The organism is Rhizobium sp. SG_E_25_P2, from assembly GCF_029892285.1.
GTDB lineage: Bacteria > Pseudomonadota > Alphaproteobacteria > Rhizobiales > Rhizobiaceae > Rhizobium_E.
Genome location: NZ_JARXVM010000022.1, coordinates 1 through 23,758, shown reverse-complemented (window position 1 = coordinate 23,758; position 23,758 = coordinate 1). Strand labels below are relative to the sequence as shown.

At 63.1% G+C, this 23,758-nt stretch carries 24 protein-coding genes; 10 read left to right on the top strand and 14 right to left on the bottom strand.

Going from position 1 to position 23,758, the window contains the following annotated elements; all coding sequences use genetic code 11:
* Positions 1 to 566 precede the first annotated feature (566 nt).
* A complete protein-coding gene (locus tag M2360_RS23545) occupies positions 567 to 1,187 on the top strand; it encodes an alpha-ketoglutarate-dependent dioxygenase AlkB (RefSeq protein ID WP_280777830.1) in 621 nt (206 codons plus the stop codon).
* Between the two features lie 2 nt (positions 1,188 to 1,189).
* On the opposite strand, the gene coaA is transcribed toward M2360_RS23545, so the two are convergent.
* From coaA to hisF, 3 genes are read right to left on the bottom strand one after another with little or no spacing between them, the layout of a single operon-like run.
* A complete protein-coding gene (gene coaA, locus M2360_RS23540; protein ID WP_280777829.1) occupies positions 1,190 to 2,179 on the bottom strand; it encodes a type I pantothenate kinase in 990 nt (329 codons plus the stop codon).
* Entirely contained in the window at positions 2,176 to 2,496 is a 321-nt protein-coding gene (locus tag M2360_RS23535) for a phosphoribosyl-ATP diphosphatase (protein WP_280777828.1), read from the bottom strand. The genes coaA and M2360_RS23535 overlap by 4 nt, the downstream gene beginning before the upstream one ends.
* Positions 2,497 to 2,509: 13 nt before the next feature.
* Entirely contained in the window at positions 2,510 to 3,292 is a 783-nt protein-coding gene (hisF, locus tag M2360_RS23530; RefSeq protein ID WP_280777827.1) for an imidazole glycerol phosphate synthase subunit HisF, read from the bottom strand.
* A 49-nt stretch (positions 3,293 to 3,341) separates the two neighbouring features.
* On the opposite strand from hisF, the gene M2360_RS23525 reads away from it, so the two are divergent.
* Positions 3,342 to 3,668 carry a DUF3800 domain-containing protein gene (locus tag M2360_RS23525; protein ID WP_280777826.1) on the top strand — a complete coding sequence of 109 codons (327 nt, stop codon included), beginning with the start codon at positions 3,342 to 3,344 and terminating at the stop codon, positions 3,666 to 3,668.
* 292 nt (positions 3,669 to 3,960) lie between these two features.
* Here the strand turns inward: M2360_RS23525 and hisA are convergent, their stop codons facing one another.
* Genes hisA through hisB form a run of 4 tightly spaced genes read right to left on the bottom strand, consistent with a single transcriptional unit; the run spans position 3,961 to position 6,426 of the window.
* Positions 3,961 to 4,689 carry a 1-(5-phosphoribosyl)-5-[(5-phosphoribosylamino)methylideneamino]imidazole-4-carboxamide isomerase gene (gene hisA / locus M2360_RS23520; protein ID WP_280777825.1) on the bottom strand — a complete coding sequence of 243 codons (729 nt, stop codon included), beginning with the start codon at positions 4,687 to 4,689 and terminating at the stop codon, positions 3,961 to 3,963.
* A 1-nt stretch (position 4,690) separates the two neighbouring features.
* A complete protein-coding gene (gene hisH / locus M2360_RS23515; RefSeq protein ID WP_280777824.1) occupies positions 4,691 to 5,341 on the bottom strand; it encodes an imidazole glycerol phosphate synthase subunit HisH in 651 nt (216 codons plus the stop codon).
* Positions 5,341 to 5,814: a DUF2628 domain-containing protein gene (locus tag M2360_RS23510; RefSeq protein ID WP_280777823.1), complete on the bottom strand. Its 474-nt coding sequence runs from the start codon at positions 5,812 to 5,814 to the stop codon at positions 5,341 to 5,343. Before M2360_RS23510 ends, hisH begins: the two co-directional genes overlap by 1 nt.
* A 6-nt stretch (positions 5,815 to 5,820) precedes the next feature.
* Entirely contained in the window at positions 5,821 to 6,426 is a 606-nt protein-coding gene (hisB, locus tag M2360_RS23505; RefSeq protein WP_280777822.1) for an imidazoleglycerol-phosphate dehydratase HisB, read from the bottom strand.
* A 185-nt stretch (positions 6,427 to 6,611) separates the two neighbouring features.
* Here hisB and hslV point away from each other — a divergent pair, with 185 nt between their 5' ends.
* The 5 genes from hslV to M2360_RS23480 all read left to right on the top strand — a co-directional run bounded on the left by hslV (position 6,612) and on the right by M2360_RS23480 (position 11,491).
* Positions 6,612 to 7,169, top strand: a complete 558-nt coding sequence (gene hslV / locus M2360_RS23500; RefSeq protein WP_280777821.1) for an ATP-dependent protease subunit HslV — start codon at positions 6,612 to 6,614, stop codon at positions 7,167 to 7,169.
* Positions 7,156 to 7,674: a GNAT family N-acetyltransferase gene (locus M2360_RS23495; RefSeq protein WP_280777820.1), complete on the top strand. Its 519-nt coding sequence runs from the start codon at positions 7,156 to 7,158 to the stop codon at positions 7,672 to 7,674. The genes hslV and M2360_RS23495 overlap by 14 nt, the downstream gene beginning before the upstream one ends.
* Complete coding sequence (hslU, locus tag M2360_RS23490; RefSeq protein WP_280777819.1) at positions 7,671 to 8,978, top strand: ATP-dependent protease ATPase subunit HslU; 1,308 nt, start codon at positions 7,671 to 7,673, stop codon at positions 8,976 to 8,978. Before M2360_RS23495 ends, hslU begins: the two co-directional genes overlap by 4 nt.
* Before the next feature lie 152 nt (positions 8,979 to 9,130).
* Positions 9,131 to 10,060 (top strand): DUF1402 family protein, encoded by a 930-nt coding sequence (locus tag M2360_RS23485; protein WP_280777895.1) that lies wholly within the window; start codon positions 9,131 to 9,133, stop codon positions 10,058 to 10,060.
* Between the two features lie 30 nt (positions 10,061 to 10,090).
* The gene (locus tag M2360_RS23480; protein ID WP_280777818.1) at positions 10,091 to 11,491 is read left to right on the top strand and encodes a cytochrome P450; all 1,401 of its coding nucleotides are present in this window, start codon (positions 10,091 to 10,093) and stop codon (positions 11,489 to 11,491) included.
* Here M2360_RS23480 and M2360_RS23475 read toward each other — a convergent pair.
* Complete coding sequence (locus tag M2360_RS23475; protein ID WP_280777817.1) at positions 11,451 to 11,987, bottom strand: hypothetical protein; 537 nt, start codon at positions 11,985 to 11,987, stop codon at positions 11,451 to 11,453. The genes M2360_RS23480 and M2360_RS23475 overlap by 41 nt on opposite strands.
* Before the next feature lie 144 nt (positions 11,988 to 12,131).
* Here M2360_RS23475 and M2360_RS23470 point away from each other — a divergent pair, with 144 nt between their 5' ends.
* Together M2360_RS23470 and M2360_RS23465 are read left to right on the top strand one after the other, a co-directional pair.
* Positions 12,132 to 14,129 carry a hydantoinase/oxoprolinase family protein gene (locus tag M2360_RS23470; RefSeq protein ID WP_280777816.1) on the top strand — a complete coding sequence of 666 codons (1,998 nt, stop codon included), beginning with the start codon at positions 12,132 to 12,134 and terminating at the stop codon, positions 14,127 to 14,129.
* 106 nt (positions 14,130 to 14,235) lie between these two features.
* Positions 14,236 to 16,407, top strand: a complete 2,172-nt coding sequence (locus tag M2360_RS23465; RefSeq protein WP_280777815.1) for a malate synthase G — start codon at positions 14,236 to 14,238, stop codon at positions 16,405 to 16,407.
* Positions 16,408 to 16,511: 104 nt separating this feature from the next.
* Here M2360_RS23465 and M2360_RS23460 read toward each other — a convergent pair whose 3' ends face one another.
* Positions 16,512 to 17,183 (bottom strand): L,D-transpeptidase, encoded by a 672-nt coding sequence (locus M2360_RS23460; protein ID WP_280777814.1) that lies wholly within the window; start codon positions 17,181 to 17,183, stop codon positions 16,512 to 16,514.
* Positions 17,184 to 17,369: 186 nt separating this feature from the next.
* Between M2360_RS23460 and M2360_RS23455 the strand changes: the two genes are divergently transcribed.
* Positions 17,370 to 17,885 carry an MmcB family DNA repair protein gene (locus M2360_RS23455; RefSeq protein WP_280777813.1) on the top strand — a complete coding sequence of 172 codons (516 nt, stop codon included), beginning with the start codon at positions 17,370 to 17,372 and terminating at the stop codon, positions 17,883 to 17,885.
* A gap of 8 nt (positions 17,886 to 17,893) precedes the next feature.
* Here M2360_RS23455 and M2360_RS23450 read toward each other — a convergent pair whose 3' ends face one another.
* The 5 genes from M2360_RS23450 to M2360_RS23430 all read right to left on the bottom strand — a co-directional run.
* Positions 17,894 to 18,460, bottom strand: a complete 567-nt coding sequence (locus M2360_RS23450) for an ActR/PrrA/RegA family redox response regulator transcription factor (RefSeq protein ID WP_280777812.1) — start codon at positions 18,458 to 18,460, stop codon at positions 17,894 to 17,896.
* A gap of 88 nt (positions 18,461 to 18,548) precedes the next feature.
* On the bottom strand, positions 18,549 to 19,829 hold the full coding sequence (locus M2360_RS23445) for an ActS/PrrB/RegB family redox-sensitive histidine kinase (protein ID WP_280777811.1): 1,281 nt from the start codon (positions 19,827 to 19,829) through the stop codon (positions 18,549 to 18,551).
* 18 nt (positions 19,830 to 19,847) lie between these two features.
* Entirely contained in the window at positions 19,848 to 22,310 is a 2,463-nt protein-coding gene (gene hrpB, locus M2360_RS23440; protein ID WP_280777894.1) for an ATP-dependent helicase HrpB, read from the bottom strand.
* Positions 22,311 to 22,318: 8 nt separating this feature from the next.
* Entirely contained in the window at positions 22,319 to 23,278 is a 960-nt protein-coding gene (locus M2360_RS23435; protein ID WP_280777810.1) for an ornithine cyclodeaminase family protein, read from the bottom strand.
* Positions 23,279 to 23,499: 221 nt separating this feature from the next.
* Positions 23,500 to 23,758 (bottom strand): hypothetical protein (locus M2360_RS23430; protein ID WP_280777809.1); only part of this gene is annotated, 259 nt, incomplete at its 5' end.

Genomic DNA, 23,758 nt, shown 5'->3' with positions numbered 1-23,758 from the left:
GAGAAGGTGGCGGCAGCCGGATGAGGGGCCGCGCACGCCGTCAATCATCACCCAAAACAACCCGCAAAAAAATTTCCCCTTATTTCATCCCCCACCATCCCACGCCGCTTATCCTCATCTCGTCCCATCATCGGCTACACCGCGAGGCGTCGCGGCGAGATGGGGCCGGCGCTGGGGAAAGGGGGACGACGTGAACTCTCTTTCTCCGGGGCTTCGAGAAACGACGACCCCCGAAGACTGGGGACTTGGCGTGAAAGCGTCCCCCAGGGTGGCGTCTCGAAATGGACGTTACAGTAAGGCCCGCTTTAGAGGCGGATTACCCGCAGGCTCGACCTGCGGCGACGAGCGTCAAGTTCGAAGCACAAACCGCCGAATGCGGGGCGCGATGAGCGTCATACTAAAACTAAACAAACGAGGCGTTCTTCGCGCCCCGGCCGAGCCCTTATGGGCGAAGCGAGACAATGAGGCGGAACTCCGGGCGTGATAACGCGGCGGAGGGTTTTGGCGCGTCTTGTGGCCTCGCTCCCGCCAAGCCGCGTATCATGGCCGAGAGGAGACTGATTCTGATGCTCGTTCTGCCAAAAGGCATTCGCCATATTCCCGGCTTTCTGTCCCGAAGCGCGCAGGAAGACCTCGTTGAAGCGATCCGGCTGATCGTGGCCGAGGCCCCGCTGTTCACCCCCGAAATGCCTCGCACCGGCAAGCCGATGAGCGTGCGCATGACCAATTGCGGTCCGCTCGGCTGGGTGACGGATAAGGAGCGAGGCTATCGTTATCAGCCTGTTCATCCGGTCACCGGCCGTCCCTGGCCCGCCATTCCCGCCCTGCTGCTCGATCTCTGGCGGGACATGTCCGGATTTTCTGGGCCGCCCGAAGCCTGCCTTGTCAATTATTACGGCCCGGACGCGAAAATGGGCCTGCATCAGGACCGCGACGAACAGGAACTCGCCGCCCCCGTCCTGTCGATTTCACTGGGCGACGCCTGCCTCTTCAGGGTTGGCGGCCTCCGGCGCGAAGATCGCACCGTATCCTTCCGGCTCGACAGCGGCGATCTCGTGCTGATCGGCGGCGAAAGCCGCCTGGCCTTTCATGGCGTCGACCGCCTCTATCGCGGCACGTCAACGCTTCTGAAACGAGAGGGCCGTATCAATCTCACCCTGCGGCGCGTGACGCCATGGCGGGAATGACGTCACAGCCGCCGAAGCGACACTTTCTCCACCAGGTGATTCTCGCCCTTCTGCAGGATGAGATCCGCCCTGGGACGGGTCGGCAGAATGTTCTGCCGCAAATTCTTGAGATTGATATTGGCCCAGAGACCCTCGGCGATCTCCAGCGCCGCTTCTTCCGAGATCGTCGCGTAGCGGTGGAAGAAGGAGGAGGGATTGCGGAAGGCAGTCTCGCGCAGCCGCATGAAGCGGTTCACATACCAGCGATGGATCATGTCTTCCTGGGCGTCGATATAGATCGAGAAGTCGAAGAAATCCGACACCATCGGCACGATCCGTCCATCGGCGGGCAGGTCGCGCGATTGCAGCACATTGATGCCCTCGAAGATCAGGATGTCGGGCCGGTCGATATCCTGATGCTGGTCAGCCAGCACGTCATAGGTCAGATGCGAATAGAGCGGCGCCGGCACATGGCTCATACCCGCCTTGATCGCCGAAAGGAATTTCAGCAGCGCCGGCATGTCGTAGCTTTCCGGAAATCCCTTGCGCTCCATCAGCTTGTCCTTCTGGAGCCGCGCATTGGGATAAAGAAAGCCGTCGGTGGTGACGAGATCGACCTTGGGGCTGGAGGGCCAGCGCGACAACAGCTCTTTCAGAATGCGGGCGGTGGTGGATTTGCCCACCGCCACTGAGCCTGCGACGCCGATGATAAACGGCGTCTTCTGGTCGCCGGCCAGATTGAGGAAGCGCTTGCGCTGGGCAAACAGCATTTGCGAGGATTCAACATGCGCCGACAAAAGCCGCGACAGCGAGAGGTAAATCCGCCGGACTTCGTCGAGATCGATCGGGTCGTTGAGCGATCGCAGCCGCGCCACTTCGTCCTCGGTCAGCGTCAGCGGCGTGGCGGCGCGGAAACGCGACCATTCCTCGGCCGTAAAGAAGCGATAGGGCGAGTAGGCGTCGTCAGCCATATGGTCGAGCGCGGCGAGCGCCTGCTTCTCCGCCGGGCTCATGCAGGCCGGCTCGCTTTTTCCGTGAGGCCGGATTGGCCGGTGCGGGCTTCCAGCACCGCCATCACCGCCGAAAGCGGAATATCGGCGATCTTCAGCACCACCAGCAGGTGGTACAGCAGATCGGCGGCCTCATCGGTGAGGTTTTTTCGGTCGCCTGAGATCGCTGCGATCACCGCTTCCACCGCCTCTTCGCCCAGCTTCTTGGCGGCCTTGTTCTGGCCGGCGGCGAACAGTTTGGCGGTCCAGGATTCCTCGGGCGCGGCAAGCGCCCGGCGCGCCACGATGGCTTCGAGATCCGACAGCGTGAAGTTGCTCATGAGGAGTCCCCCGTCAGGCGCGATCGAGCCGCATCGGCACGCCGCGTTCGGCCATGTAACGCTTGGCTTCGCCGACCGTATAGGTGCCGAAATGAAAGATCGAGGCGGCCAGCACGGCGGTGGCATGCCCGTCGCGCACCCCTTCGACCAGATGATCGAGCGTGCCGACCCCGCCAGACGCGATCACCGGCACATGCACGCTATCGGCAATGGCGCGGGTCAGCGCGATGTCATAGCCGGTCTTGCGGCCGTCCTGGTCCATCGAGGTCACCAGCAATTCGCCGGCGCCGCGCTTGACCATGGCGGTGGCGAATTCCAGCGCGTCGATGCCGGTCGGGTTGCGGCCGCCATGGGTGAAAATTTCCCAGCGGTCGGCCTCGCCTTCGCCGGAGACCTTCTTGCAATCGAGCGAGACGACGATGCACTGCTCGCCAAATTTGTCGGCGGCCTCAGCCACGAAGTCGGGCGTCTTCACCGCCGCCGAATTGATCGACACCTTGTCAGCGCCGCAAAGCAGCAGCTTGCGGATGTCGGAGAGCGCGCGGACGCCGCCGCCCACCGTTACCGGCATGAAGCAGTGATCGGAGGTGCGCGCCACCACGTCGAAAATCGTATCGCGATTGTCCGAAGAGGCGGTGATGTCGAGGAAGCAGAGTTCGTCGGCGCCCGCCGCGTCATAGGCGATCGCCGCCTCGACCGGATCGCCGGCGTCGATGAGATCGACAAAGGACACGCCCTTGACGACACGGCCGTCCTTGACGTCGAGACAGGGAATGACACGAGCCTTGAGAGTCACCCGACATCCTCATATGGTTGCGCTAGCTGAGGGGTTCATACGCACTCGAATGGAAAATGGCGAGTATATTTTTTATGCGGATGAAAGCGGCGACCATTCGCTGACGACGGTTGATCGGGGTTTCCCGATTTTCGTGCTTTCCATATGTGGGTTTCGAATTCCCGACTATTGCCGAAAGGTTGTGCCGGCCTTCCAGCAGTTGAAGTTCCGGTATTTCGGGCACGATATGGTCGTCCTGCATGAGCGAGAAATCCGCAAGCAGACAGGTGATTTCGTTCTCTTGTCGGATAGGGCGCTGCGTGAGCGCTTCCCGGATTTCAAATTAGATTTGCAAATAAGAAATCGAATTCGACAGGAATGCAACTCGCTGATTTAACCGCACGACCGATAGGAATGCACTATTTGCGCCCCTTTCAGCCAAATCGGTCTTTCGACACCATTCGAGATAAAATTCACAAGCACAAGGACGTCAGGCGATTGAGAAGCGGCGTGCTGTCCGAGATATGAAAACGAAAGGCCCCGGACAATGCCGAGGCCAGACGCCGACCGGGAACCCCCAATCCATGTCCTTATATATAGAACTTGTTTGGGAGAAAATCCACTGACGAATCAATGTGGTAACTCAAGCCCCCGCAAGTGATTCGTTTCGTTGGATTTTTTATGTCGCCTTACGCCTTACTCAAAATCTCCAGCGCCGCCGCCGGATCGATCCGGCCGTCATAAAGCGCCCGGCCGGAGATCGCGCCTTCGAGAATGGCGGCGTCCGGTAGGGCCAACCGCCTGATGTCGTCGAGCGAGGCGAGGCCTCCCGAGGCGATGACCGGGATGGAGACGGCGCGGGCCAGTTCCAGCGTCGAGGCCCAATTGATGCCGGCGAGAATGCCGTCGCGGTCGATGTCGGTATAGATGATCGCCGCCACGCCCGCGCCTTCGAAGCGCTCAGCGAGTTCGATCACGCCGAGTTCGGAGGCCTCGGCCCAGCCTTCGACGGCGACCTTGCCGCCCTTGGCGTCGATGCCGACGGCGACCTTGCCGGGAAAGAGCTGGCAGGCTTCCTTGACCAGCGCCGGATCGCGCACGGCGATGGTGCCGAGGATGACGCGGGAGAGCCCTTTCGCAAGCCAGGCTTCGATATGGGCGAGCGTGCGGATGCCGCCGCCGAGCTGCACCGGATTCTTCGTCGCCTTCAGGATCGCCTCGACGGCTGCGCCATTGACGCTTTCGCCGGCGAAGGCGCCATTGAGATCGACCACATGCAGCCATTCGAATCCCTGGTCTTCGAAGGCGCGGGCCTGGGCGGCCGGGTCGGGATTATAGACGGTGGCCTGCTCCATGTCGCCGAGCTTCAGGCGCACGCATTGACCGTCCTTGAGATCGATAGCCGGGAAAAGAATCATGTCAGGGGTTCCAGCTCAAAAAGTTTCCGATCAGGCGCAGGCCGAGAGTCTGGCTCTTTTCCGGATGGAACTGCGCGCCGGCCATGTTGTCGCGGGCGACGAAGGCGGTCATCGGACCACCATAATCCGTTGTCGACACGACGTCGTCGGCGCGCTCGGCCGCTAAGTGATAGGAATGGACGAAATAGGCGTGCAGCCCGTCTTCGCCGGTGGGGATGCCGTCAAACAGCGCATGGTCGCGATGCAGCGTCAGCGTGTTCCAGCCGATCTGCGGGATCTTGAGCGCGGGATCGGCAGGTGTCATCAGCGTGACGTCGCCCTTGATCCAGCCAAGACCTTCGGTGACCGTCTTTTCCAGCCCGCGCGACGACATCAGCTGCATGCCGACGCAGATGCCGAGAAAGGGCTTGCCCTTGGTCTCCACGCTGTCGCGCAGGGCGTCGACCATGCCGGGCACGGCGTCGAGGCCGCGGCGGCAATCGGCGTAAGCGCCGACGCCCGGCAGCACGATGCGGTCGGCGCTGGCGACGCGGTCAGCCTTGTCGGTCAGTTCGATCTCGGCGTTGACGCCTGTTTCACGTGAAGCGCGCTCAAAGGCTTTCACCGCCGAGCGGAGATTTCCGGAACCGTAGTCGATGATCGCGACGCGCATCAGCGTCCTCCATAGGGTTCGATGAGGCCGAGCGCCACGCTGGGTCTGGGCGCGTCGGACTTCGCTGTCGGCATCATGGGGCGAGGCGCCGGCTGTGCCGGCGTCTTGTCGGCGCGGGCTTCGAAATAGATGGCTTCGGCGGTGTCGAGATCAGGGGCGTTGATCACGTCCTCGATCCGCCAGCCTTTCTTTTCCAGATGCATGGCGCGGAGATGACCGCCCTCGAACCCGGTCCACAGGGACAGGATCAGCCCGAAAGCGACCGACAATCCCTCCAGCTCGAACTCTTCCGCCGCGAGTCCCGCCGCAAAAAGCGCTGCGACGGAGAGGGCGGCGATAAGCCAGAGCCGGCGATAGAGCATCCAGGGCAGGGGCAACAAAAAAGCGCCCCAGGAAAAGCCGTCGCGGATGAACAGTGTCTCCACTGCCGGGTCGCGGCAGGTTTTCGGCGTCAAGGCGTAGAAACTGGCCATGGAACCTCAGAGAGCGCCCTTGGTGGAGGGAATGCGTCCCGCCTGGCGCGGATCGATTTCGAGCGCCGTCCGGAGCGTGCGGGCGACGGATTTGAAGCAGGTCTCGGCGATATGATGGTTGTTGGCGCCGTAGATATTCTGGATATGCAGGGTGATGCCGGCATTCATGGCCAGCGCCTGGAAGAATTCGCGCACCAGTTCGGTGTCGAAGGTTCCGATCTTCGGCGCGCTGAAGGCGACGTTCCAGACCAGGAAGGGACGCCCCGACACGTCGATGGCGGCCTTGGTCATCGTCTCGTCCATGGCGAGATCGAGCGAGGCGTAGCGGGTGATGCCGCGACGATCGCCCAGCGCCTTGGAAATGGCCAGCCCGATGGCGATGCCGGTATCCTCGACCGCATGGTGGTCGTCCACATGCAGATCGCCTTTGGTCTCGATCTCCATGTCGATCAGCGAATGGCGCGACAACTGGTCGAGCATATGGTCGAAAAAGCCGACGCCGGTGGAAATCGTGTTGGCGCCGGTTCCATCGAGATTGACCGAGACGGAGACCGAGGTCTCGTTGGTCTTGCGCGACACGCTGCCGATGCGTTGGGATTGTTGCTGGGACATGGTTCTACTCGCCGCCACCCGTTTGCCTTGCCGGCTCCATAACAGTCCGCTGGCCAAGAATCCAGCCGATAACGCCCTTGGCGACCGCCCGACCCGCCGGGATTGTATTTCAAAGCCTCTCGATTACATAAAGCCGGACAAGCGGCGCAAATTCGCGCCGGAGAGAAGAAGAACAAGAGACAGTTATGCGTGAAGACAATCCCTATCAGTCCATGCACGCCACCACCATCATCACCGTTCGCAAGGGCGGCCAGGTGGTCATGGCGGGCGACGGCCAGGTCTCGCTGGGCCAGACCGTGATGAAGAGCAACGCCCGCAAGGTGCGCCGCCTTGCCAAGGGCGAGGTCATCGCGGGCTTCGCCGGCGCCACAGCCGACGCCTTCACCCTGCTTGAACGGCTTGAAGCCAAGCTAGAGCAGTATCCGGGCCAGCTGATGCGCGCCTGTGTCGAACTCGCCAAGGACTGGCGCACCGACAAATATCTGCGCCGGCTGGAGGCCATGATGCTGGTCGCCGACAAATCGATCACGCTCGCCGTCACCGGCCAGGGCGACGTGCTGGAGCCGGAACATGGAACCATCGCCATCGGTTCGGGCGGCAATTACGCCTATGCGGCGGCGCGGGCGTTGATGGATAGCGAACATTCGGCCGAAGAGGTCGCCCGCCGCGCCATGACCATCGCCGGCGACATCTGCGTCTACACCAACCACAATTTCGTGGTGGAAACCCTTGAAGCCGCCTGACAAGGTCTATCGCTTCCGCCCAATGGAACGCGCCGATCTCGCGCTGGTCGGCGGCTGGCTGCTGGCTCCGCATGTCAGCCAGTGGTGGGGCGAGGCGGCGACGGCGCTGGAGGAGATTTCCGAGATTCTCGATCTCGGATTGGTCAGGCCCTATATCGGCGAGTTTCTGGGGCGTCCGGCCGGATACTTCCAGGCTTACGATCCTCATGAGGACTACGGCCATCCCTATGCCGACCAGCCGATGGGAACCTTCGGGATCGACCAGTTCATCGGCGCTTCCGAGCTGACAGGCCTTGGCCATGGCACGGCGATGACGCGGGCCTTCTGCCAGATGCTGTTCACGAATGGCGCGCGCCGTATCATCGCCGACCCTGACGCGGAAAACGCGGGCGCCATCCGCATGTATGAAAAGGCCGGCTTCTCGCGGCTCGACCAGAGAGACACAGAATATGGCGTGGTGCTTCTGATGCATCTCGACGCCCAACAGGAAACGGAAAGACAATGACGACATTCACCCCCAGGGAAATCGTCTCCGAACTGGACCGCTACATCATCGGCCAGAAAGAGGCCAAGCGCGCGGTCGCAATCGCGCTGCGCAATCGCTGGCGCCGCCAGCAACTGTCGGATGATCTGCGCGACGAGGTCATGCCCAAGAACATTCTGATGATCGGCCCGACCGGCGTCGGCAAGACGGAGATCTCCCGTCGCCTCGCCAAGCTCGCCGGCGCGCCCTTCATCAAGGTCGAAGCGACCAAATTCACCGAAGTCGGCTATGTCGGCCGCGATGTCGAACAGATCATCCGCGATCTCGTCGAAGTCGGCATCGGTCTGGTGCGCGAAAAGAAGCGCGCCGAGGTCAAGGCCAAGGCGCATCAGAATGCCGAGGAGCGGGTGCTCGACGCATTGGTCGGCGCAACCGCCTCGCCCGGCACACGTGATTCCTTCCGCAAGAAGCTGCGCAACAACGAACTCGACGACAAGGAAATCGAGGTCGAGGTTGCAGACGCCTCATCCTCCGGCCCGACGCTCGAAATGCCGGGCATGCCGGGCGCCAATGTCGGCGTGTTCAATCTTTCCGACATACTCGGCAAAGCGATGGGCAGCCGCTCCAAGAAGGTCAAGACGACTGTCAAGGACTCCTACGACCTGCTGGTCGCCGACGAATCCGACAAACTGCTCGACAATGACCAGATCGCGCGGGAAGCGGTGAAGGCGGTGGAAAACGACGGCATCGTCTTCCTCGACGAAATCGACAAGATCGCTGCCCGTGACGGCGGCGTCGGCGCGGGCGTATCCCGCGAAGGCGTGCAGCGCGATCTCTTGCCGCTGGTGGAAGGGACAACGGTGGCGACCAAATATGGGCCGGTCAAAACCGACCATGTGCTGTTCATCGCCTCGGGCGCCTTTCATGTTTCCAAGCCGTCGGATCTCCTGCCGGAGCTTCAGGGCCGTCTGCCGATCCGCGTTGAACTCAAGGCGCTGACCAAGGAAGACTTCCGCCGGATCCTGACGGAGACCGAAGCCAGCCTCATCCGCCAGTATATCGCGCTGATGGCCACCGAAGAGGTGACGCTCAATTTCACCGAAGACGCCCTCGACGCGCTGGCCGACGTTGCCGTACAGCTCAACTCCACCGTCGAGAATATCGGCGCGCGCCGCCTGCAGACGGTGATGGAGCGAGTGTTGGACGAATTGTCGTTCGAAGCGCCGGATCAGCCGAATCGCGAGCTCACCGTGGATTCGGCCTATGTGCAGAAGCATGTTGGCGAACTGGCCCAGAACGCCGATTTGTCGCGTTATATTCTCTGAAGCCTGGCAAGGGGTTGGGAGAAATCGGAGCCGGGCCTCGCGCCCGGCACTTGATTTTGACACGATTGCAGGCCATCGGCATGTGATATTTCCATCATACACACTGCGGAACCGTGACCTTGCGCCTGTTGCTGCTCTCTCTCACCACTGCCTTGAGCTTTACCTTCGCCGCGTCGGCCTATGCCGATGATGTGACGCTGGTGCCCAAAGGCAACCGCAATGCAGAGCAGCCGGACATTCCCGGCGCTTCCAAGCGCCGCACCAAGGCCGGTCGCACCACATTCGACGACAAATATGAGAAAGTGCGCGATCTGCTGGCCAATGATCGCAAGCTGATGGACAAGATCAAGGCGACGGCGCGCGAATATCGCATCGATCCGATCCATATGGTCGGCGCCATCGTCGGCGAGCACACTTACAATGTCGACGCCTATGATCGGCTGCAGTCCTATTATGTGAAGGCCGCAGCCTATGCCGGCAACACGTTTCGTTTCGCCTATGACGGCGTCAAGGTGGACGAATTCGTCTCCCGCGCCGAATTTTCGGCCTGCGCCGATGAGAAGGGGTCCTATGATCTCTGGACCTGCCGCGAGCGCGTCTGGGAAAAAAGCTTCCGCGGCAAGACGGTCGATGGCGTCGATTATCCGAACAACCGCTTTTCGGCGGTGTTCTTCCAGCCCTTCTATGCCGGCCAGACCTTTGGCCTGGGCCAGATCAATCCGCTGACCGCGCTGGAACTGTCCGACATGGTGAGCAAGACCTCGGGCTATCCCAAGCTCGACGAAAACGACGCCAACGCGGTCTATGAAGCGATCATGGATCCGGACAAATCGCTCGCCTATATGGCCGCCTCGATCCGCATGTCGATCGACGACTACCGGCGAATTGCAAAAATGGACATTTCCAAAAATCCAGGCGTGACCGCGACACTGTATAATGTGGGCAATTCCGACGAACGGGCCGCAAGGCTCGCCGCCAGGAACCGCTCGCGCGGCGAGGGCGTTGCGCCCATACTGCCGGAAGAGAATTATTACGGCTGGCTGGTCAACGACAAGCTGGCGGAACTCGAAAGCCTCCTCTGACGATTGCGCGGCGGGGGCGAGGAGACGATCATGGACATCCGCCCCGAACCCTTCGAGCCGCCGGCCCCGTTCCCGCGCACCGTGCCGCCCTCGCGGCTCGAGATCATCAAGGTGATGTTCCGCAATCCGCTGGAACTCTGGGGCGCGCCGAGCTATTCGCTGCCCTATATCCAGGTGAAATTCTTCGGCCGGCTCACCACCATCGCCAATCACCCCGGCCTCATCCGCCATGTGCTGGTCGAAAACGCCGCCAATTACGCCATGCAGCCGATCCGGCAGCTGGTGCTCAGGCCGATCCTGCGCGACGGGCTGCTGACCGCCGAAGGCGCGGTGTGGAAACGGTCGCGCAAGGCCATGGCCCCGGTCTTCACGCCCCGCCATGCCCGCGGCTTCGCCGGCAAGATGTTGCGGATCTCCGAAACTTTCGCCGAACGCTATGATGCGGCGGCGCGAACGGGTGAGCCGGTCAACATCGCCGTCGGCATGACCGAACTCACCTATGAAATCCTCGCCGACACGCTGTTTTCAGGCGAGATCGCCACGGGAACCGAAGGTTTCGCCGATCGCGTCGATTCGCTGCTTCATAATATGGGCCGGATCGATCCGCTCGATCTGCTACAGGCCCCGGCCTGGATCCCGCGCCTGACCCGCATCCCGGGAAAGCGGGCGCTATCGGCCTTCCGCAAGATCGTCTCCGACACTATGAACGCCCGCCGCGCCCGGATGACGGCCGATCCGGACGGCGTGCCCGACGATTTCCTGACGCTCTTGTTGCGGCTCGAAGGCCCTGAGGGTCTGACGCGCGACGAGATCGAGGACAATATCCTCACCTTCATCGGGGCTGGCCACGAAACCACGGCCCGGGCGCTGGCCTGGACGCTTTATTGCGTGTCGGAAAGTCCGCATTTCCGCTTGCTGATGGAAGAGGAGATCGACCGGGTCATGGCCGAAGGCCGCGATCCCGTCGAATGGCTGGAGGCGATGCCGCATGTCCGCGCCGCCTTTGAAGAAGCGCTGCGGCTTTATCCGCCGGCGCCGTCGATCAACCGCGCGCCCATCGAAGACGACCAGTGGACGGATGAAAACGGCCGCACCATCACGCTGCCTAAAGGCACATCGGTGCTGATCATGCCCTGGACGCTGCATCGCCATGTGCTCTATTGGGAAAAACCCCGGCATTTCATGCCCGAGCGCTTCCTGCCCGAACATCGCGACCGCATCGGACGATTTCAGTATTTGCCGTTCGGGGCGGGGCCGCGCATCTGCATCGGCGCGACCTTTGCGCTGCAGGAGGCGGTGATTGCGCTCGCCGTGCTGATGAAGCGGTTCCGCTTCGATGTGTTAGCCGGCGAAAGACCCTGGCCCGTTCAGCGGCTGACCACCCAGCCGCTCAACGGGATTGCGATGCGGGTTTCGGCGCGCCCGGCTTGACCTCGGGCCGGTCGATGGCCTTGATGCGGGCGCAGGCGCTTTCGCCGACATTGTCGCAGGGACGATAGGTGATGATCTCGCTGCCCGCGCCGTCGTCCCACACCGCCTGCACTGTCACCGTTTCGGCTTCGCCCGGCTTGAGCTTGAGATAGACATATCTGTTGTCGGGATCATCCGGCACGTTGAAGGGTTGCTGCGGATTGCAGGGGCCGAGCGGAAAGCGCTGGTCGAGCGCGGTGGAATTGATCGAATAGCGCACCTCCGACAGGCGGCAGCGCATCACCTGCAGCATGGTGAAATAGAGATACTGGCCGCCAGCGAAATTGCGGAACTGCACCCAGCCGCTCGGCTTGTTGGCCTCCAGCATCGCCACATAGATGCTGCGCTCGGGTAATTTCGGGGCGAATTCGTCCTCGCTCTGGTCCTGCGCGTAAGAGGATACGGCGACAGAGACAAGCGTCGCCATGAGCGAAAGACGGAGAAGGGAAGGGCGCAATGATTGGTCCTCGCTTGATTTTGCTCAAATTCACCGCGGATCTGCCGCAGCCTGACCTTTCGTTGACGGATGAAATCCCATAATCGAAGGCTCGGCGCAACTCGGCTTCAGGCGACCTTCGCCTGCTTATGGGGATGTAACGGCGTGACCTCGCAATTTCTTCTCGGCATCGATACCGGCGGCACTTACACGGATGCGGTCATCTTCAGCCCCGGCGACGGGGTGAAGGCCCGCGCCAAGGCGCTGACCACGCGGCACGATCTCGCCGAAGGCATTCGCGGCGCCGTCGACCGCGTGCTGGCCGAAACCGGTGTCGACGTTTCCGCCATCCGGCTCGCCTCGCTGTCGACCACGCTGGCCACCAATGCGCTGGTCGAGGGACAGGGCGGCCGCGTCGGCCTGATCATGATCGGCTTCGGCCCGGAGGATCTCGAGCGCGACGGCTTGAAGGCGGCGCTCGGCGCCGATCCGGTGCTCTTCCTGCCCGGCGGCCATAATGTGCATGGCCATGAGACGCCGCTCGACATGACCGCGCTTGAAGAGGCGATCGAGACGCTCGGCTCAAACGTGACGGCTTTTGCCGTGGCCGGCTATTTCGCCGTCCGGAATCCGGCGCATGAAATTCGGGTGCGCGATTTCCTGCGCGATCACACCCATCTCCCCGTCACCTGCAGCCATGAACTCTCCTCCAAGCTCGGCGGCCCGCGCCGGGCGCTGACGACGCTGCTGAATGCGCGTCTGGTGTCGATGATCGACCGGCTGATCGGCTCGTCGGAGGATTTCCTGAAAGCGCGCGGCGTGGAAGCTCCCTTGATGGTGGTGCGCGGCGACGGCGCGCTGATCTCGGCGGCGGAAGCGCGGCTCAGGCCGATCGAGACCATTCTGTCCGGCCCTGCCGCCAGTCTTGTCGGCGCGCGATTCCTCACGGGGCTCGATGATGCGGTGGTCTCCGATATCGGCGGCACCACCACCGATGTCGCCATTCTCGACAAGGGCAAGCCGCGGCTGGACGGCGAGGGCGCCGTGGTCGGCGGCTATCGCACCATGGTGCAGGCCGTGGCGATGCGCACCTTTGGCCTCGGGGGCGATTCGGAAGTGCATGTCTCCACGCGCGGCCTTGAGGGCGCCTTGACGCTCGGCCCCCGCCGCATTGTGCCGCTCAGTCTGGCGGCGCATCTGCATGGTCCCGAGATCAAGGAGATGCTCGATCGCCAGCTGAAAGCCACGCATGCGGGCCGGCATGACGGACGTTTCGCATTGCGCTCCGGCCTGCCGGACCGGTTTGCCAGCGGGCTCTCGGCTGCCGACGCTGGCCTGTATGAACGAATCACCGGAAAGCCGCAGGCGCTCAACGATCTGCTGCTGTCTTCGATGCAGCGCGCCTCGCTCGACCGGCTGGTCAGTCGTGGTCTCGTGCATGTCTGCGGCGTCACGCCCTCCGACGCCATGCATGTGCTGGGCCGCCAGGGTCAGTGGGATGCGGACGCCGCGCGGCTGGGTCTGGAACTCGGCGCTCGCGCCCGCACCGGGGCCGGCAAGCCCATCGCCGAGTCAGCCGAAGCCTTCGCCGAACTGATCGCCGACCGTATGACGCGACAGTCTTCAGACGTGATTCTCGCCGCAGCCCTCAGCGAAGACGGCGTTGACGGCGTGGATCCAACCCAGTCGGCTGCCGTTGACCGGGCGCTGAAGCGCAAGCCCGGCGTCGTCCGCTTCGCCGTCAGCCTTGACCGTCCGCTGATCGGTCTCGGCGCTTCGGCGCATGTCTATTATCCCGCTATAGCCGAGATGCTCTCGGCCGAATCGGTGATCCCTTCTGACGCCGGCGTCGCCAACGCCATCGGCGCGGTGGCGGGCGAAATCAGCCAGACGGTGCAGGTGACGGTGACCGCGCCTGAGGAGGGCGTGTTCATGGTGTCCGGCGGCGGCCAAACGGAGCGGCGCACCAATGAGGCCGCCACGCTCGATTACGCCCGCGACCGGGCCCGCGCTGCCGCCATCCAGGCCGCTATCGACAGCGGCGCGGACGAACCCGTTGTGCGGATGATCGAGGAGATCGACCGGCCAGACATCGAGGGCAGCCCCAAGCTCGTGGAAGCCCGCTTCATCGCCACCGCGTCCGGTCGACCCAAAATCACCTGAGATTATTTCCATAAAAGGAAATAATCCTGTCTCGCCCGATCCGATTGACGCTGGGCTGCTGTTACAGCACTGTTGCCGCGCCAGTTTTTGACGCGGGAGCATGCGCATGACCGACCGGATCGACATTCACGGCCTGAAGATGGCCGCCGACCTCCATGATTTCATCCGCAACGAGGCGGCGCCGGGGACGGGCGTGGATGTGGACGCGTTCTTCGCCGCCTTTGCCGCGATTGTTCATGATCTCGCGCCCGAAAATCGCACGCTGCTCGCCAAGCGAGACGCCATCCAGGCTGAGATAGACGCCTGGCATCGGGAAAACCGCGCGCCCAGCGATCTCGCCGCTTATGAAAGTTTCCTGCGTGAGATCGGCTATATCGTTGCCGAAGGCGGCGCCTTCTCGGTCGTCACCAGCGATGTCGATGCCGAAATCGCCTCCATCGCCGGGCCGCAGCTCGTCGTGCCGGTGATGAACGCCCGTTACGCGCTGAACGCCGCCAATGCCCGCTGGGGCTCGCTTTATGATGCGCTTTACGGCACCGACGCCATTCCGGAAACCGACGGCGCGGAAAAGGGCAAAGGCTACAACCCGGTGCGCGGGACCCAGGTCATCGCCTGGGCCAAAGCCCTTCTCGATGACGCCGTGCCGCTCGCCGGCGGCAGCTGGAGCATGGCGACCTCGCTGAGCATTGCCGATGGCGGTCTGTTCGTCGAAAACGACATCGGCGTCACCGGGCTCAAGGATCCCTCGCAATTCGCCGGCTCCTCTCTGGGCAAGACAAGCGAGCCGCGCATCCTGCTGCGGCACAATGGCCTGTTGATCGAGATCGTCATCGACAGCCAAAGCCAGATCGGCGGCTCCGATCCGGCCCATATCGCCGATGTCAGGCTCGAATCGGCCATCACCACCATCATGGACTGCGAGGATTCGGTCGCCGCCGTCGATTCAGAGGACAAGATCACCGTCTATCGCAACTGGCTCGGCCTGATGAAGGGCGATCTGACCGAAGAGGTCAGCAAAGGCGGCAAGAGTTTCACGCGAAGGCTTAATCCGGACATGGAGTTTACCGGTCCCGATGGCGAGCCGGTGCGCGTGCGCGGCCGCTCGCTGATGCTCATCCGCAATGTCGGCCACCTTATGACCAATCCGGCCATTCTCGACAAGAATGGCGATGAGGTTCCCGAGGGAATCATGGATGCGCTGGTCACCGCGCTGATTGCGCTGCACGATGTCGGTCCTGATGGCCGCCGCATGAACTCGCCCGCAGGCTCGATGTATGTGGTCAAGCCGAAGATGCATGGACCCGAGGAAGTCGCCTTCGCGGTGAAGATTTTTGATCGCGTCGAGCAGGCGCTCGGCATGCGCGCCAACACGATCAAGATGGGCATCATGGACGAGGAGCGCCGCACAACGGTCAACCTCAAGGAATGCATCCGCGCCGCCCGTTCGCGCGTCGTCTTCATCAATACCGGCTTCCTCGATCGCACCGGCGACGAGATCCACACCTCGATGGAAGCCGGCCCGATGATCCGCAAGGGCGACATGAAGCAGGCCGCCTGGATTGCGGCCTACGAGAACTGGAATGTCGACACGGGCCTCGAATGCGGCCTGTCCGGCCGCGCCCAGATCGGCAAGGGCATGTGGGCCATGCCCGATCTGATGGCGGCGATGCTGGACCAGAAGATCGCCCATCCCAAGGCCGGCGCCAACACCGCCTGGGTTCCCTCGCCGACAGCGGCGACGCTGCACGCCACCCATTATCACAAGGTCGATGTGATCAGGGTCCAGTCCGATCTGAAATCCCGCCCCAAGGCGAAACTGTCGGATATTCTCTCCGTGCCGGTCGCGGTGCGGCCCAACTGGACGGCCGAGGAAATCCAACGCGAGATCGACAACAATTGCCAGGGCATTCTCGGCTATGTCGTGCGCTGGGTCGATCAGGGCGTCGGCTGCTCGAAAGTGCCCGACATCAATAATGTCGGCCTGATGGAAGACCGCGCCACGCTGCGCATCTCCGCCCAGCACATGGCCAACTGGCTGCATCATGGCATCATCACCGAAGCGCAGGTGACTGAAACGATGAAGCGCATGGCGGCGGTTGTCGACGGACAGAACGCCGGCGATCCGCTCTATCAGCCGATGGCCGCCGATTTCGACGGCTCGATCGCCTTCCAGGCGGCGCTCGAACTGGTGTTCAAGGGCCGCGCTCAGCCGAATGGCTATACCGAGCCGGTTCTTCATCGCCGTAGGCTGGAACTGAAGGCGAAAAGCGCGGCGTAAGCTGCGCGCCACACGGGTCACCAAACGAAAAAGCCGCCTCGGTTTCCCGAAGCGGCTTTTTCAATGCCTTCGATCCATCGCGGGCGATGGATCTTCATATCCTGCTATAGAACCACCACGCGGGTGCCCTTGCCGGGACGGACGCGATTGTAGAGGTCGATCACGTCCTGGTTCATCAGGCGGATGCAGCCCGACGATGCGGCGGTGCCGATGGAGCTCCATTCCGGCGTGCCATGCAGACGGAACATCGTGTCCCGGCCTTCATCGTTGAACAGATACATGGCGCGCGCGCCGAGCGGGTTGGTCAGGCCAGGCCCCATGCCCTTTTCGACATATTTGGCGACTTCCGGCTTGCGCTCGGCCATCTCGGCCGGCGGATGCCAGGTTGGCCATTCCTGCTTCCAGGCCACATAGGCTTCACCCTTCCAGGAGAAGCCCTGCTTGCCGACGCCGATGCCGTAGCGCATCGCCTTGCCATTGCCCAGAACATAGTAGAGGAAGCGATTCTTGGTGTCGACGATGACGGTGCCACGCTTGCGGTCGGTATCGTAACTCACGACCTGACGATGGAACTTCTTGTCGACGCGGTTGATCGGGATGGCCGGCAGCGCATAACCTGAGTCGGTGGTCTTGCCGTAGGAGTCGGTGAAGATCTCTGCGGTTTCGACCGTGGCGGGCGCATTTCCGGCCGTCTTGGTTTCGGAGGTGGTGGTGCAGGAAGCAAGGCCCATGGCGAGGAGCAAGCCAAAAGCCGTAGTCGCAGTGCGAAAGCGCATCTTTGTCTCTTGTGTCGGTTCTCGGAGGAAGGATGGCGTTACGCCCACCATCTCTGTGGGCGTGTTATTTTCGATAAATCCGGGCATTGCAAGCGGCCCCAAACCCCTGTCCCCTACGCTGGCGGGCAAATAGAAACAGAATGGTTTTTTTGCAACATTCCGCAGGATCTGGACCAGGAAACGTCGATGTCGATCATATCCGTGCATGGGGATAATCCGCTGAAGGATGGGAGGCAGTCTCAGCGCGCGCTGTCGGTTCGACGCGGCATGCAGCGCCTGCTCATGGATATGAGGCACTCGACCTTGCCCGAGCTTGGATTGGCGAGCGGACGCCGCGCCGATCTCGTCTCGCTGACGCCGAAGGGCGAGATCTGGATCATCGAGATCAAGTCGTCGATCGAGGATTTCCGCGTCGACCGCAAATGGGGCGACTACCGCGCCTTTTGCGACCGGTTGTTCTTCGCCACCCTGCCGGATGTGCCCTCGGAGATCTTTCCGGAAGACTGTGGTCTGTTCGTCTCCGACGCCTATGGCGCGCATATGCTGCGCGAAGCGCCCGAACATCGGCTGTCGCCGCCGCAGCGCAAGGCCATGACGCTGTCGATCGCCCGCATCGCTTCTCACAGGCTGATGCAGGCGGAATGGGCGGCCGAACGGCTGGGACTCGCCGATCCGCAAGCCATGGGAGAAGACTTCGCCTGAACGCCCGCTTACTTCGGCGCGCGCTTGGCGAGGATGCGCTGCAGCGTGCGGCGATGCATGTTGAGCCGGCGCGCCGTTTCCGACACGTTGCGCTCGCAGATTTCATAGACGCGCTGGATATGCTCCCAGCGGACGCGATCGGCCGACATCGGGTTTTCCGGCAGTTCGACCTTTTCGCCCGCCCGGCGCGTCAGCGCTGCATAGACCTCGTCGGCGTCGGCGGGCTTGGCGAGATAATCGACCGCGCCGAGCTTCACCGCAGTCACGGCCGTGGCGATATTGCCGTAGCCGGTCAGCACGATCATATTGCTGTCGTCACGCTTGGCGCGGATCGCCTCGATCACGTCGAGACCGGAACCGTCGGCGAGGCGAAGATCGACCACCGCGTATTTCGGCGGCCGGGCCTTGGCCTTGGCGATGCCTTCGGTCACGGTTTCTGCGGTTTCGACCTTGAAGCCCCGCGTTTCCATGGCGCGGGCCAGGCGCTTGAGGAACGGCGCGTCGTCTTCCACGATCAGGAGCGACGCGTCGGCGCCGATGACGTCCTGTGGAGCCGTTTTGGATGCTGCGTCCATTGTTCTTGCCTTTTTTCAATCTCGGTCGCGCACTATCTCTACGAATATAATGCGCTTTGGGATTTGCCAAATGGTCTCAGGGGGTGAATCACGCCTTCTGATCCATGAATTCACGTTTCCAGATCACCGTGATGCGGGCGCCCGGCGCATTCTCGAATGTCAATTCGGCCCCCGAGCGCTCAAGCAGCGTCTTGGCGATGAACAGGCCGAGGCCGAGGCCGCCGGCCTTGTCATGCGGCGAACGCCTGGTGACATAGGGTTCGCCGATGCGCTGGAGAATGTCGGGCGCAAAACCCTCGCCATTGTCCTCGATCGACAGCCGCACGAAATCCTTGTCGTGATAGACCCGCACCACCACTTCGGAGCGGGCGTAGTCGACGGCGTTCTCGATGAGATTGCCGAGCCCATAGACCACCCCGGCATTGCGGCGACCGAGCGGCTCCTCGGCGCGCGGGCTTTCCTCGATGACCTTGATGTCGATGCCGAACTCGCGATGCGGCGCGATCACCTCCTCGATTAGCGACGACAGCGGCATGTTGCGCATATGCTCCTCACTGCCGGAGGAGAGGGTTGTCAGCCTCTTCATGATGTCGCGGCAGCGCTCGCTTTGCGAGATCAACAGATGCACATCGTCATGGAAGCGCTCGCCCTGGCCGATCTCGCGGCTCATTTCCTTGGCGACCAGCGCGATGGTGGCGAGCGGCGTGCCGAGTTCATGCGCCGCCGCCGCCGCCAGCCCATCCAGTTCCGACAGGTGCATTTCCCGCTGCAGCACCAGTTCGGTGGCGGCGAGCGCTTCCGACAACTGGCTGGCCTCGAGCGACACGCGATAGGAATAGAAGGCGGCGAACGACGTGGTCAGCACGATGGCGAACCACATGCCGGCGAGAAACAGCGGCTCGAACGGCACGGTGACGCCCTGATACCAGGGCAGCGGATAGGGCGTAAAAGCGAGCGCAGTGATGCAGAGGATCGCCACCGCCACCAGCGCCAGGCTGTAGCGCAGCGGCTGCGAGGCGCTGGAAATGATCACCGGCACCGAAATCAGCGGCGCAAAGGGATTGGACAGGCCCCCCGTCACATAAAGCAGCGCGGCAAGCTGCAGGAGGTCGAAGGCGAGCAGCGCCAGCGCCGGCTCCGGCGCCAGCCGCTGGGTCGAGGGATAGCGGATCTGCAGGAAAGCGTTGACCACGGCCAGAAGCGCGATCAGCGCCGCACTGATTTTCAGCGGCAGCGAGAATTGCAGCACCAGCGCGACGATCAGCACAGCGGCGGTCTGGCCGACCACCGACAGCCAGCGCAGCCGCACCAGCGTTTCCAGCCGCAGCCGGCGGCTGTCATCGCCTTGGGAAAAAGCTTCGATCGCCATTCTCTCTCCTTTCGCGCCTCATGTGCCTCGCGGCTTGGCCCGCGCGGTCGGAGCCGCCTCCGCCGGATCCTCCGGCCACGGATGTTTTGGATAGCGCCCGCGCATATCGGCGCGCACATCCTTCCACGAGCCTTTCCAGAAACCCGGCAGGTCCCGCGTCGTCTGTATCGGCCGGTGCGCCGGCGAGGTCAATTCCAACACAAGCGGTATACGGCCGTTGCCGATGGCGGGATGGTTCTTCATGCCGAACAATTCCTGCACCCGAATGGTCAGCATCGGCTCTTCACCCGTATAGTCGATCGGATGACGGTTGCCGGCGGGCGAATCGAAATGGGTGGGGGCGGCTTTGTCGAGATCGCGTCTGAGGTCGTGCGGCACGAGGCTCATCAATCCTTCATAGAGCGTGTCGGCCCCGATCGAATCGACGCCGCGTGGCTCGAGGACGAAGGGCATCAGCCAGTCGTCGAGTCCGGCGAGCAGCGCCTCCTCCGTCATGTCAGGCCAGGGCGCGCCGAGCATGCGATGAAGAAAGCCGATGCGATCGCGCAATTGCCGCGCCGCTTTCGAAAACGGCAGGGCGTCGAGCCCGAGCGCGCGAATGCCTTCGGCCAGCGCTTTCGCCGCCTCTTCCCCGCTCGGCCGCGGCAAGGGCTGTTCTTCCAGAACGATCGCGCCGAGCCGCGTCGCCTTGCGGGCGCGGACCTGCCGCGACGCCATGTCGAAGAAACACTGGGCGCCGGTTGTGATCGCATCCGGCAGTTCCTCCTCGATCTCCGCCCGGCTGATGCTGGCGGCCGAGAGAATGCGTTGCGCCGCAGCGCGGCCGGTGAGATCGGCGATCACCAGCATGTCCGAGCGCGCCAAGGCCTCGGTGTCGGCCAGTTCGCCGCCCCGGCCATTGGCCATGACATAACGGCCGCGCGCGCCGCGCTGAGCGGCGATGCGATCTGGAAAGGCGTGCAGCAGCAGCCGACCGGCCGTGACGGGCTGATCCGACGCCGCCGTCTTGGGAAGAGCCTCGGCGATTCGCCGGGCCAGACCCCGCGCCGCCTGCGCCCGTTCGGAGCGTTCCGAGCGGAACCGCGACAGCCGCGCGTCGAGATCCACGGCATTGCCGCCGAGCCCCTGTTCGGTGATCAGCACGGCGAGCTCCGCCGCCTGACGGCCCAGGCCCTGGGACGCGGCGCTCGCGGTCATGGCCGCCAGTCGCGGCGGCAGCGCCAGCCGGCGCATCATCCGGCCTGTTACGGTCAGGTCGCCCTGGCGATCCAGCGCGCCGAGCCTGACAAGCAGCGTCTTGGCCTCGGCAAACGCCGCCTCGGGCGGCGCATCGAGAAAAGCGAGCGTGGCGGGATCCTTGACGCCCCAGGCGGCGAGATCGAGCGCCAGCCCGGCAAGATCGCTGGCGAGAATCTCCGGCGGCGTGAAGGCCTCCAGCGCCGCATTCTGGCCGGCGAGCCACAGCCGGATGGCGATGCCCGGCTCGGTGCGGCCGGCGCGGCCGGCGCGCTGATCGGCCGAGGCGCGGCTGACCCGCCGGGTTTCCAGCCGGGTGATCTGCGTGGCCGGCTCGAACACCGGCAGCCGCTGCAGGCCGGAATCGACCACAATGCGCACGCCGTCAATGGTAATCGCCGTCTCGGCGATCGAGGTGGCCAGCACGATCTTGCGCTGGCCGGCGGGCGCCGGCTTGATGGCGAGATCCTGCTCGCTCTGGCTGAGCGCGCCATAGAGCGGCGCGAGGATCGTCTCCGGCCCGAACCGGTCCGTGAGCCGCTCGGCGGTGCGGATGATCTCGCGCTGGCCGGGCAGAAAGGCGAGGATCGAGCCCGTTTCGGACCGATGCGCCTCCGTGATCACCCGCGCCATGACATCTTCGATCGGCAAGGACGAGTCGCGGACCTGATGGCGGATGTCGATCGGAAAGCCGCGGCCCAGGCTCTCGATCATCGGCGCATCGCCCATCAACCCGGCGATGCGCGCGATGTCCAGCGTCGCCGACATCACCAGAATGCGCAGATCTTCGCGCAGCGCGCCCTGTACATCCAGCGCCAGCGCCAGACCGAGATCGGCGTCGAGCGAGCGTTCGTGGAATTCGTCGAAGATCACGCAAGCCGTGCCTGACAGTTCGGGATCGTCGAGGATCATCCGGGCGAACACGCCTTCGGTGACCACCTCGATCCGCGTCCGCGCCGAAACCTTCTGGTCGAGGCGCATGCGATAGCCGACGAGACCGCCGACCTCCTCGCCGATCAGCGAGGCCATGCGCCGGGCGGCGGCCCGCGCCGCGAGCCGTCGCGGTTCGAGCAGGATGATCCGGCCGTCGCCGCGCCAGGCCGCGTCGAGCAGATGGAGCGGAACCAGTGTCGTCTTGCCGGCCCCCGGCGGCGCCGACACCACTGCGCGGCCCGCTTGATCGAGCGCAGCTGAAATATCGTCGAGAACCTCGGAGACCGGATAATGCGGCAGGCTGAACGGCATGGCGGCGATCACAATTCCTCGGCGGCCTTGCGCTGGATCTGTTCGAGCGCCAGGATCGCGCCCGCCAGATCCTCGATGCTCGCGCCCACCGATTTGAACAGCGTGATGTCATCGTTATCTGTGCGACCGGAATGCTGGCCCGCGCACAGGTCGGCCAGATCGGCTTTGAGCGCTGCTCTATTGATGACGCCCGCCTTGAGCGGCTGCAGGATGTCGCCAGCTTCCGCAAGCGCTCCTTCATAGGTGTCGACGAACAGGCTGGCGCGAAGCACGGCCTGATCGTCGCTTTCGCGCATGCCCGGCTTGAAAGCGCCGACGAGATCGAGATGCGCGCCTGGCTTCAGCCAGTCTCCCCGGATCAGCGGTTCCTCCGACAGGGTCGCACAAGAGATGATGTCGGCCTGACGCGCCGCGCTTTCGAGATTGTCCACAGCCTCCACGCAAAGCCCGAGGCCTGCGGCGTCATGGGCGGCGACTTCCGCCTTGGCGCGGTCCCGGCCCCAGATCAGCACACGGCTCAAGGGACGGATGACCGCATGCGCCTCGATCAGATTGAGCGACAGACGACCGGTTCCAACCATCAGCATGGTGGAGGCGTCAGGGCGCGACAGATAAGAGGATGCGAGCGCCGAGGCCGCCGCCGTCCGCCGCGCCGTCAGTTCGCCGCCATCCATGACCGCCAGCAATTCGCCGGTCAGTCCCGAAGACAGAAGATAGGAACCGAAGATGGCCGGAAGCCCGCGCGCGCCATTGCCCGGAAATACCGACACCATCTTGACGCCGAAATAGCGTCCGGACACCCAGGCCGGCATCAGCAGCAGCGTTGCGGCAGCCTCTCCGGGAACCTCTATGTCATGATGATGACGGGGAGGGGCGTGGCCTCCGCCCTTGAACATGCTCCTGAGCGCGTCGATCAGTTGCGGGAGGGGGAGAGCATTGCGCGTTTCGGCGCTATCGAGAACCAGCATATCAGCCTCATTCCTATGCCGCTTGCGGCGGCCTTTTATATCCTGACGTCCAATAGCACTGGGCGCGCCTGCTTTCACCGCCGAAAAGTGGGAGGGCGATGTCTGAGCCGCCTGATATTTCGGCAGCTTCGGATCGAATTTTGAGCATTCATAGAACCGTCACGGAAACTTCATATAAATATCAATCACTTATCATCTTTCTTCATTGTCATGGAATTTTGTTATTGACGATAAGGGGGTCGGTTTGTATAAGCCGGGACATCGACGGGGGCGGCGGTTGCTTCTAGCGGCAGGCGCGCTCGTCTCTGAATTCGGATCGAAACTTCGGTTTTGGTGTTGGGTTTAGGATAGCAGAGAGACTGGCTTTCACGGATATGTGGGGTAGGTTTCGACCGGGTGGTCAGCTTTGGTTGTCCGGTGACGGTTTTGGCCGTCGGATCTTTGACATTGTTGGTTAAGAAGAAAGAGAGACGTGGACGG

Coding starts and splice junctions, on each gene's coding strand:
- M2360_RS23435 (WP_280777810.1), bottom strand. CDS start 23,278: ATGCTGGTTCTCGATAGCGCCGAAACGCGCAATGCTCTCCCCCTCCCG.
- M2360_RS23535 (WP_280777828.1), bottom strand. CDS start 2,496: ATGAGCAACTTCACGCTGTCGGATCTCGAAGCCATCGTGGCGCGCCGG.
- M2360_RS23445 (WP_280777811.1), bottom strand. CDS start 19,829: ATGGCGATCGAAGCTTTTTCCCAAGGCGATGACAGCCGCCGGCTGCGG.
- hrpB (WP_280777894.1), bottom strand. CDS start 22,310: ATGCCGTTCAGCCTGCCGCATTATCCGGTCTCCGAGGTTCTCGACGAT.
- hisB (WP_280777822.1), bottom strand. CDS start 6,426: ATGTCCCAGCAACAATCCCAACGCATCGGCAGCGTGTCGCGCAAGACC.
- M2360_RS23480 (WP_280777818.1), top strand. CDS start 10,091: ATGGACATCCGCCCCGAACCCTTCGAGCCGCCGGCCCCGTTCCCGCGC.
- hisA (WP_280777825.1), bottom strand. CDS start 4,689: ATGATTCTTTTCCCGGCTATCGATCTCAAGGACGGTCAATGCGTGCGC.
- M2360_RS23455 (WP_280777813.1), top strand. CDS start 17,370: ATGTCGATCATATCCGTGCATGGGGATAATCCGCTGAAGGATGGGAGG.
- M2360_RS23465 (WP_280777815.1), top strand. CDS start 14,236: ATGACCGACCGGATCGACATTCACGGCCTGAAGATGGCCGCCGACCTC.
- M2360_RS23510 (WP_280777823.1), bottom strand. CDS start 5,814: ATGGCCAGTTTCTACGCCTTGACGCCGAAAACCTGCCGCGACCCGGCA.
- coaA (WP_280777829.1), bottom strand. CDS start 2,179: ATGAGCCCGGCGGAGAAGCAGGCGCTCGCCGCGCTCGACCATATGGCT.
- M2360_RS23450 (WP_280777812.1), bottom strand. CDS start 18,460: ATGGACGCAGCATCCAAAACGGCTCCACAGGACGTCATCGGCGCCGAC.
- hslU (WP_280777819.1), top strand. CDS start 7,671: ATGACGACATTCACCCCCAGGGAAATCGTCTCCGAACTGGACCGCTAC.
- M2360_RS23460 (WP_280777814.1), bottom strand. CDS start 17,183: ATGCGCTTTCGCACTGCGACTACGGCTTTTGGCTTGCTCCTCGCCATG.
- hslV (WP_280777821.1), top strand. CDS start 6,612: ATGCGTGAAGACAATCCCTATCAGTCCATGCACGCCACCACCATCATC.
- M2360_RS23545 (WP_280777830.1), top strand. CDS start 567: ATGCTCGTTCTGCCAAAAGGCATTCGCCATATTCCCGGCTTTCTGTCC.
- hisH (WP_280777824.1), bottom strand. CDS start 5,341: ATGCGCGTCGCGATCATCGACTACGGTTCCGGAAATCTCCGCTCGGCG.
- M2360_RS23525 (WP_280777826.1), top strand. CDS start 3,342: ATGGAAAATGGCGAGTATATTTTTTATGCGGATGAAAGCGGCGACCAT.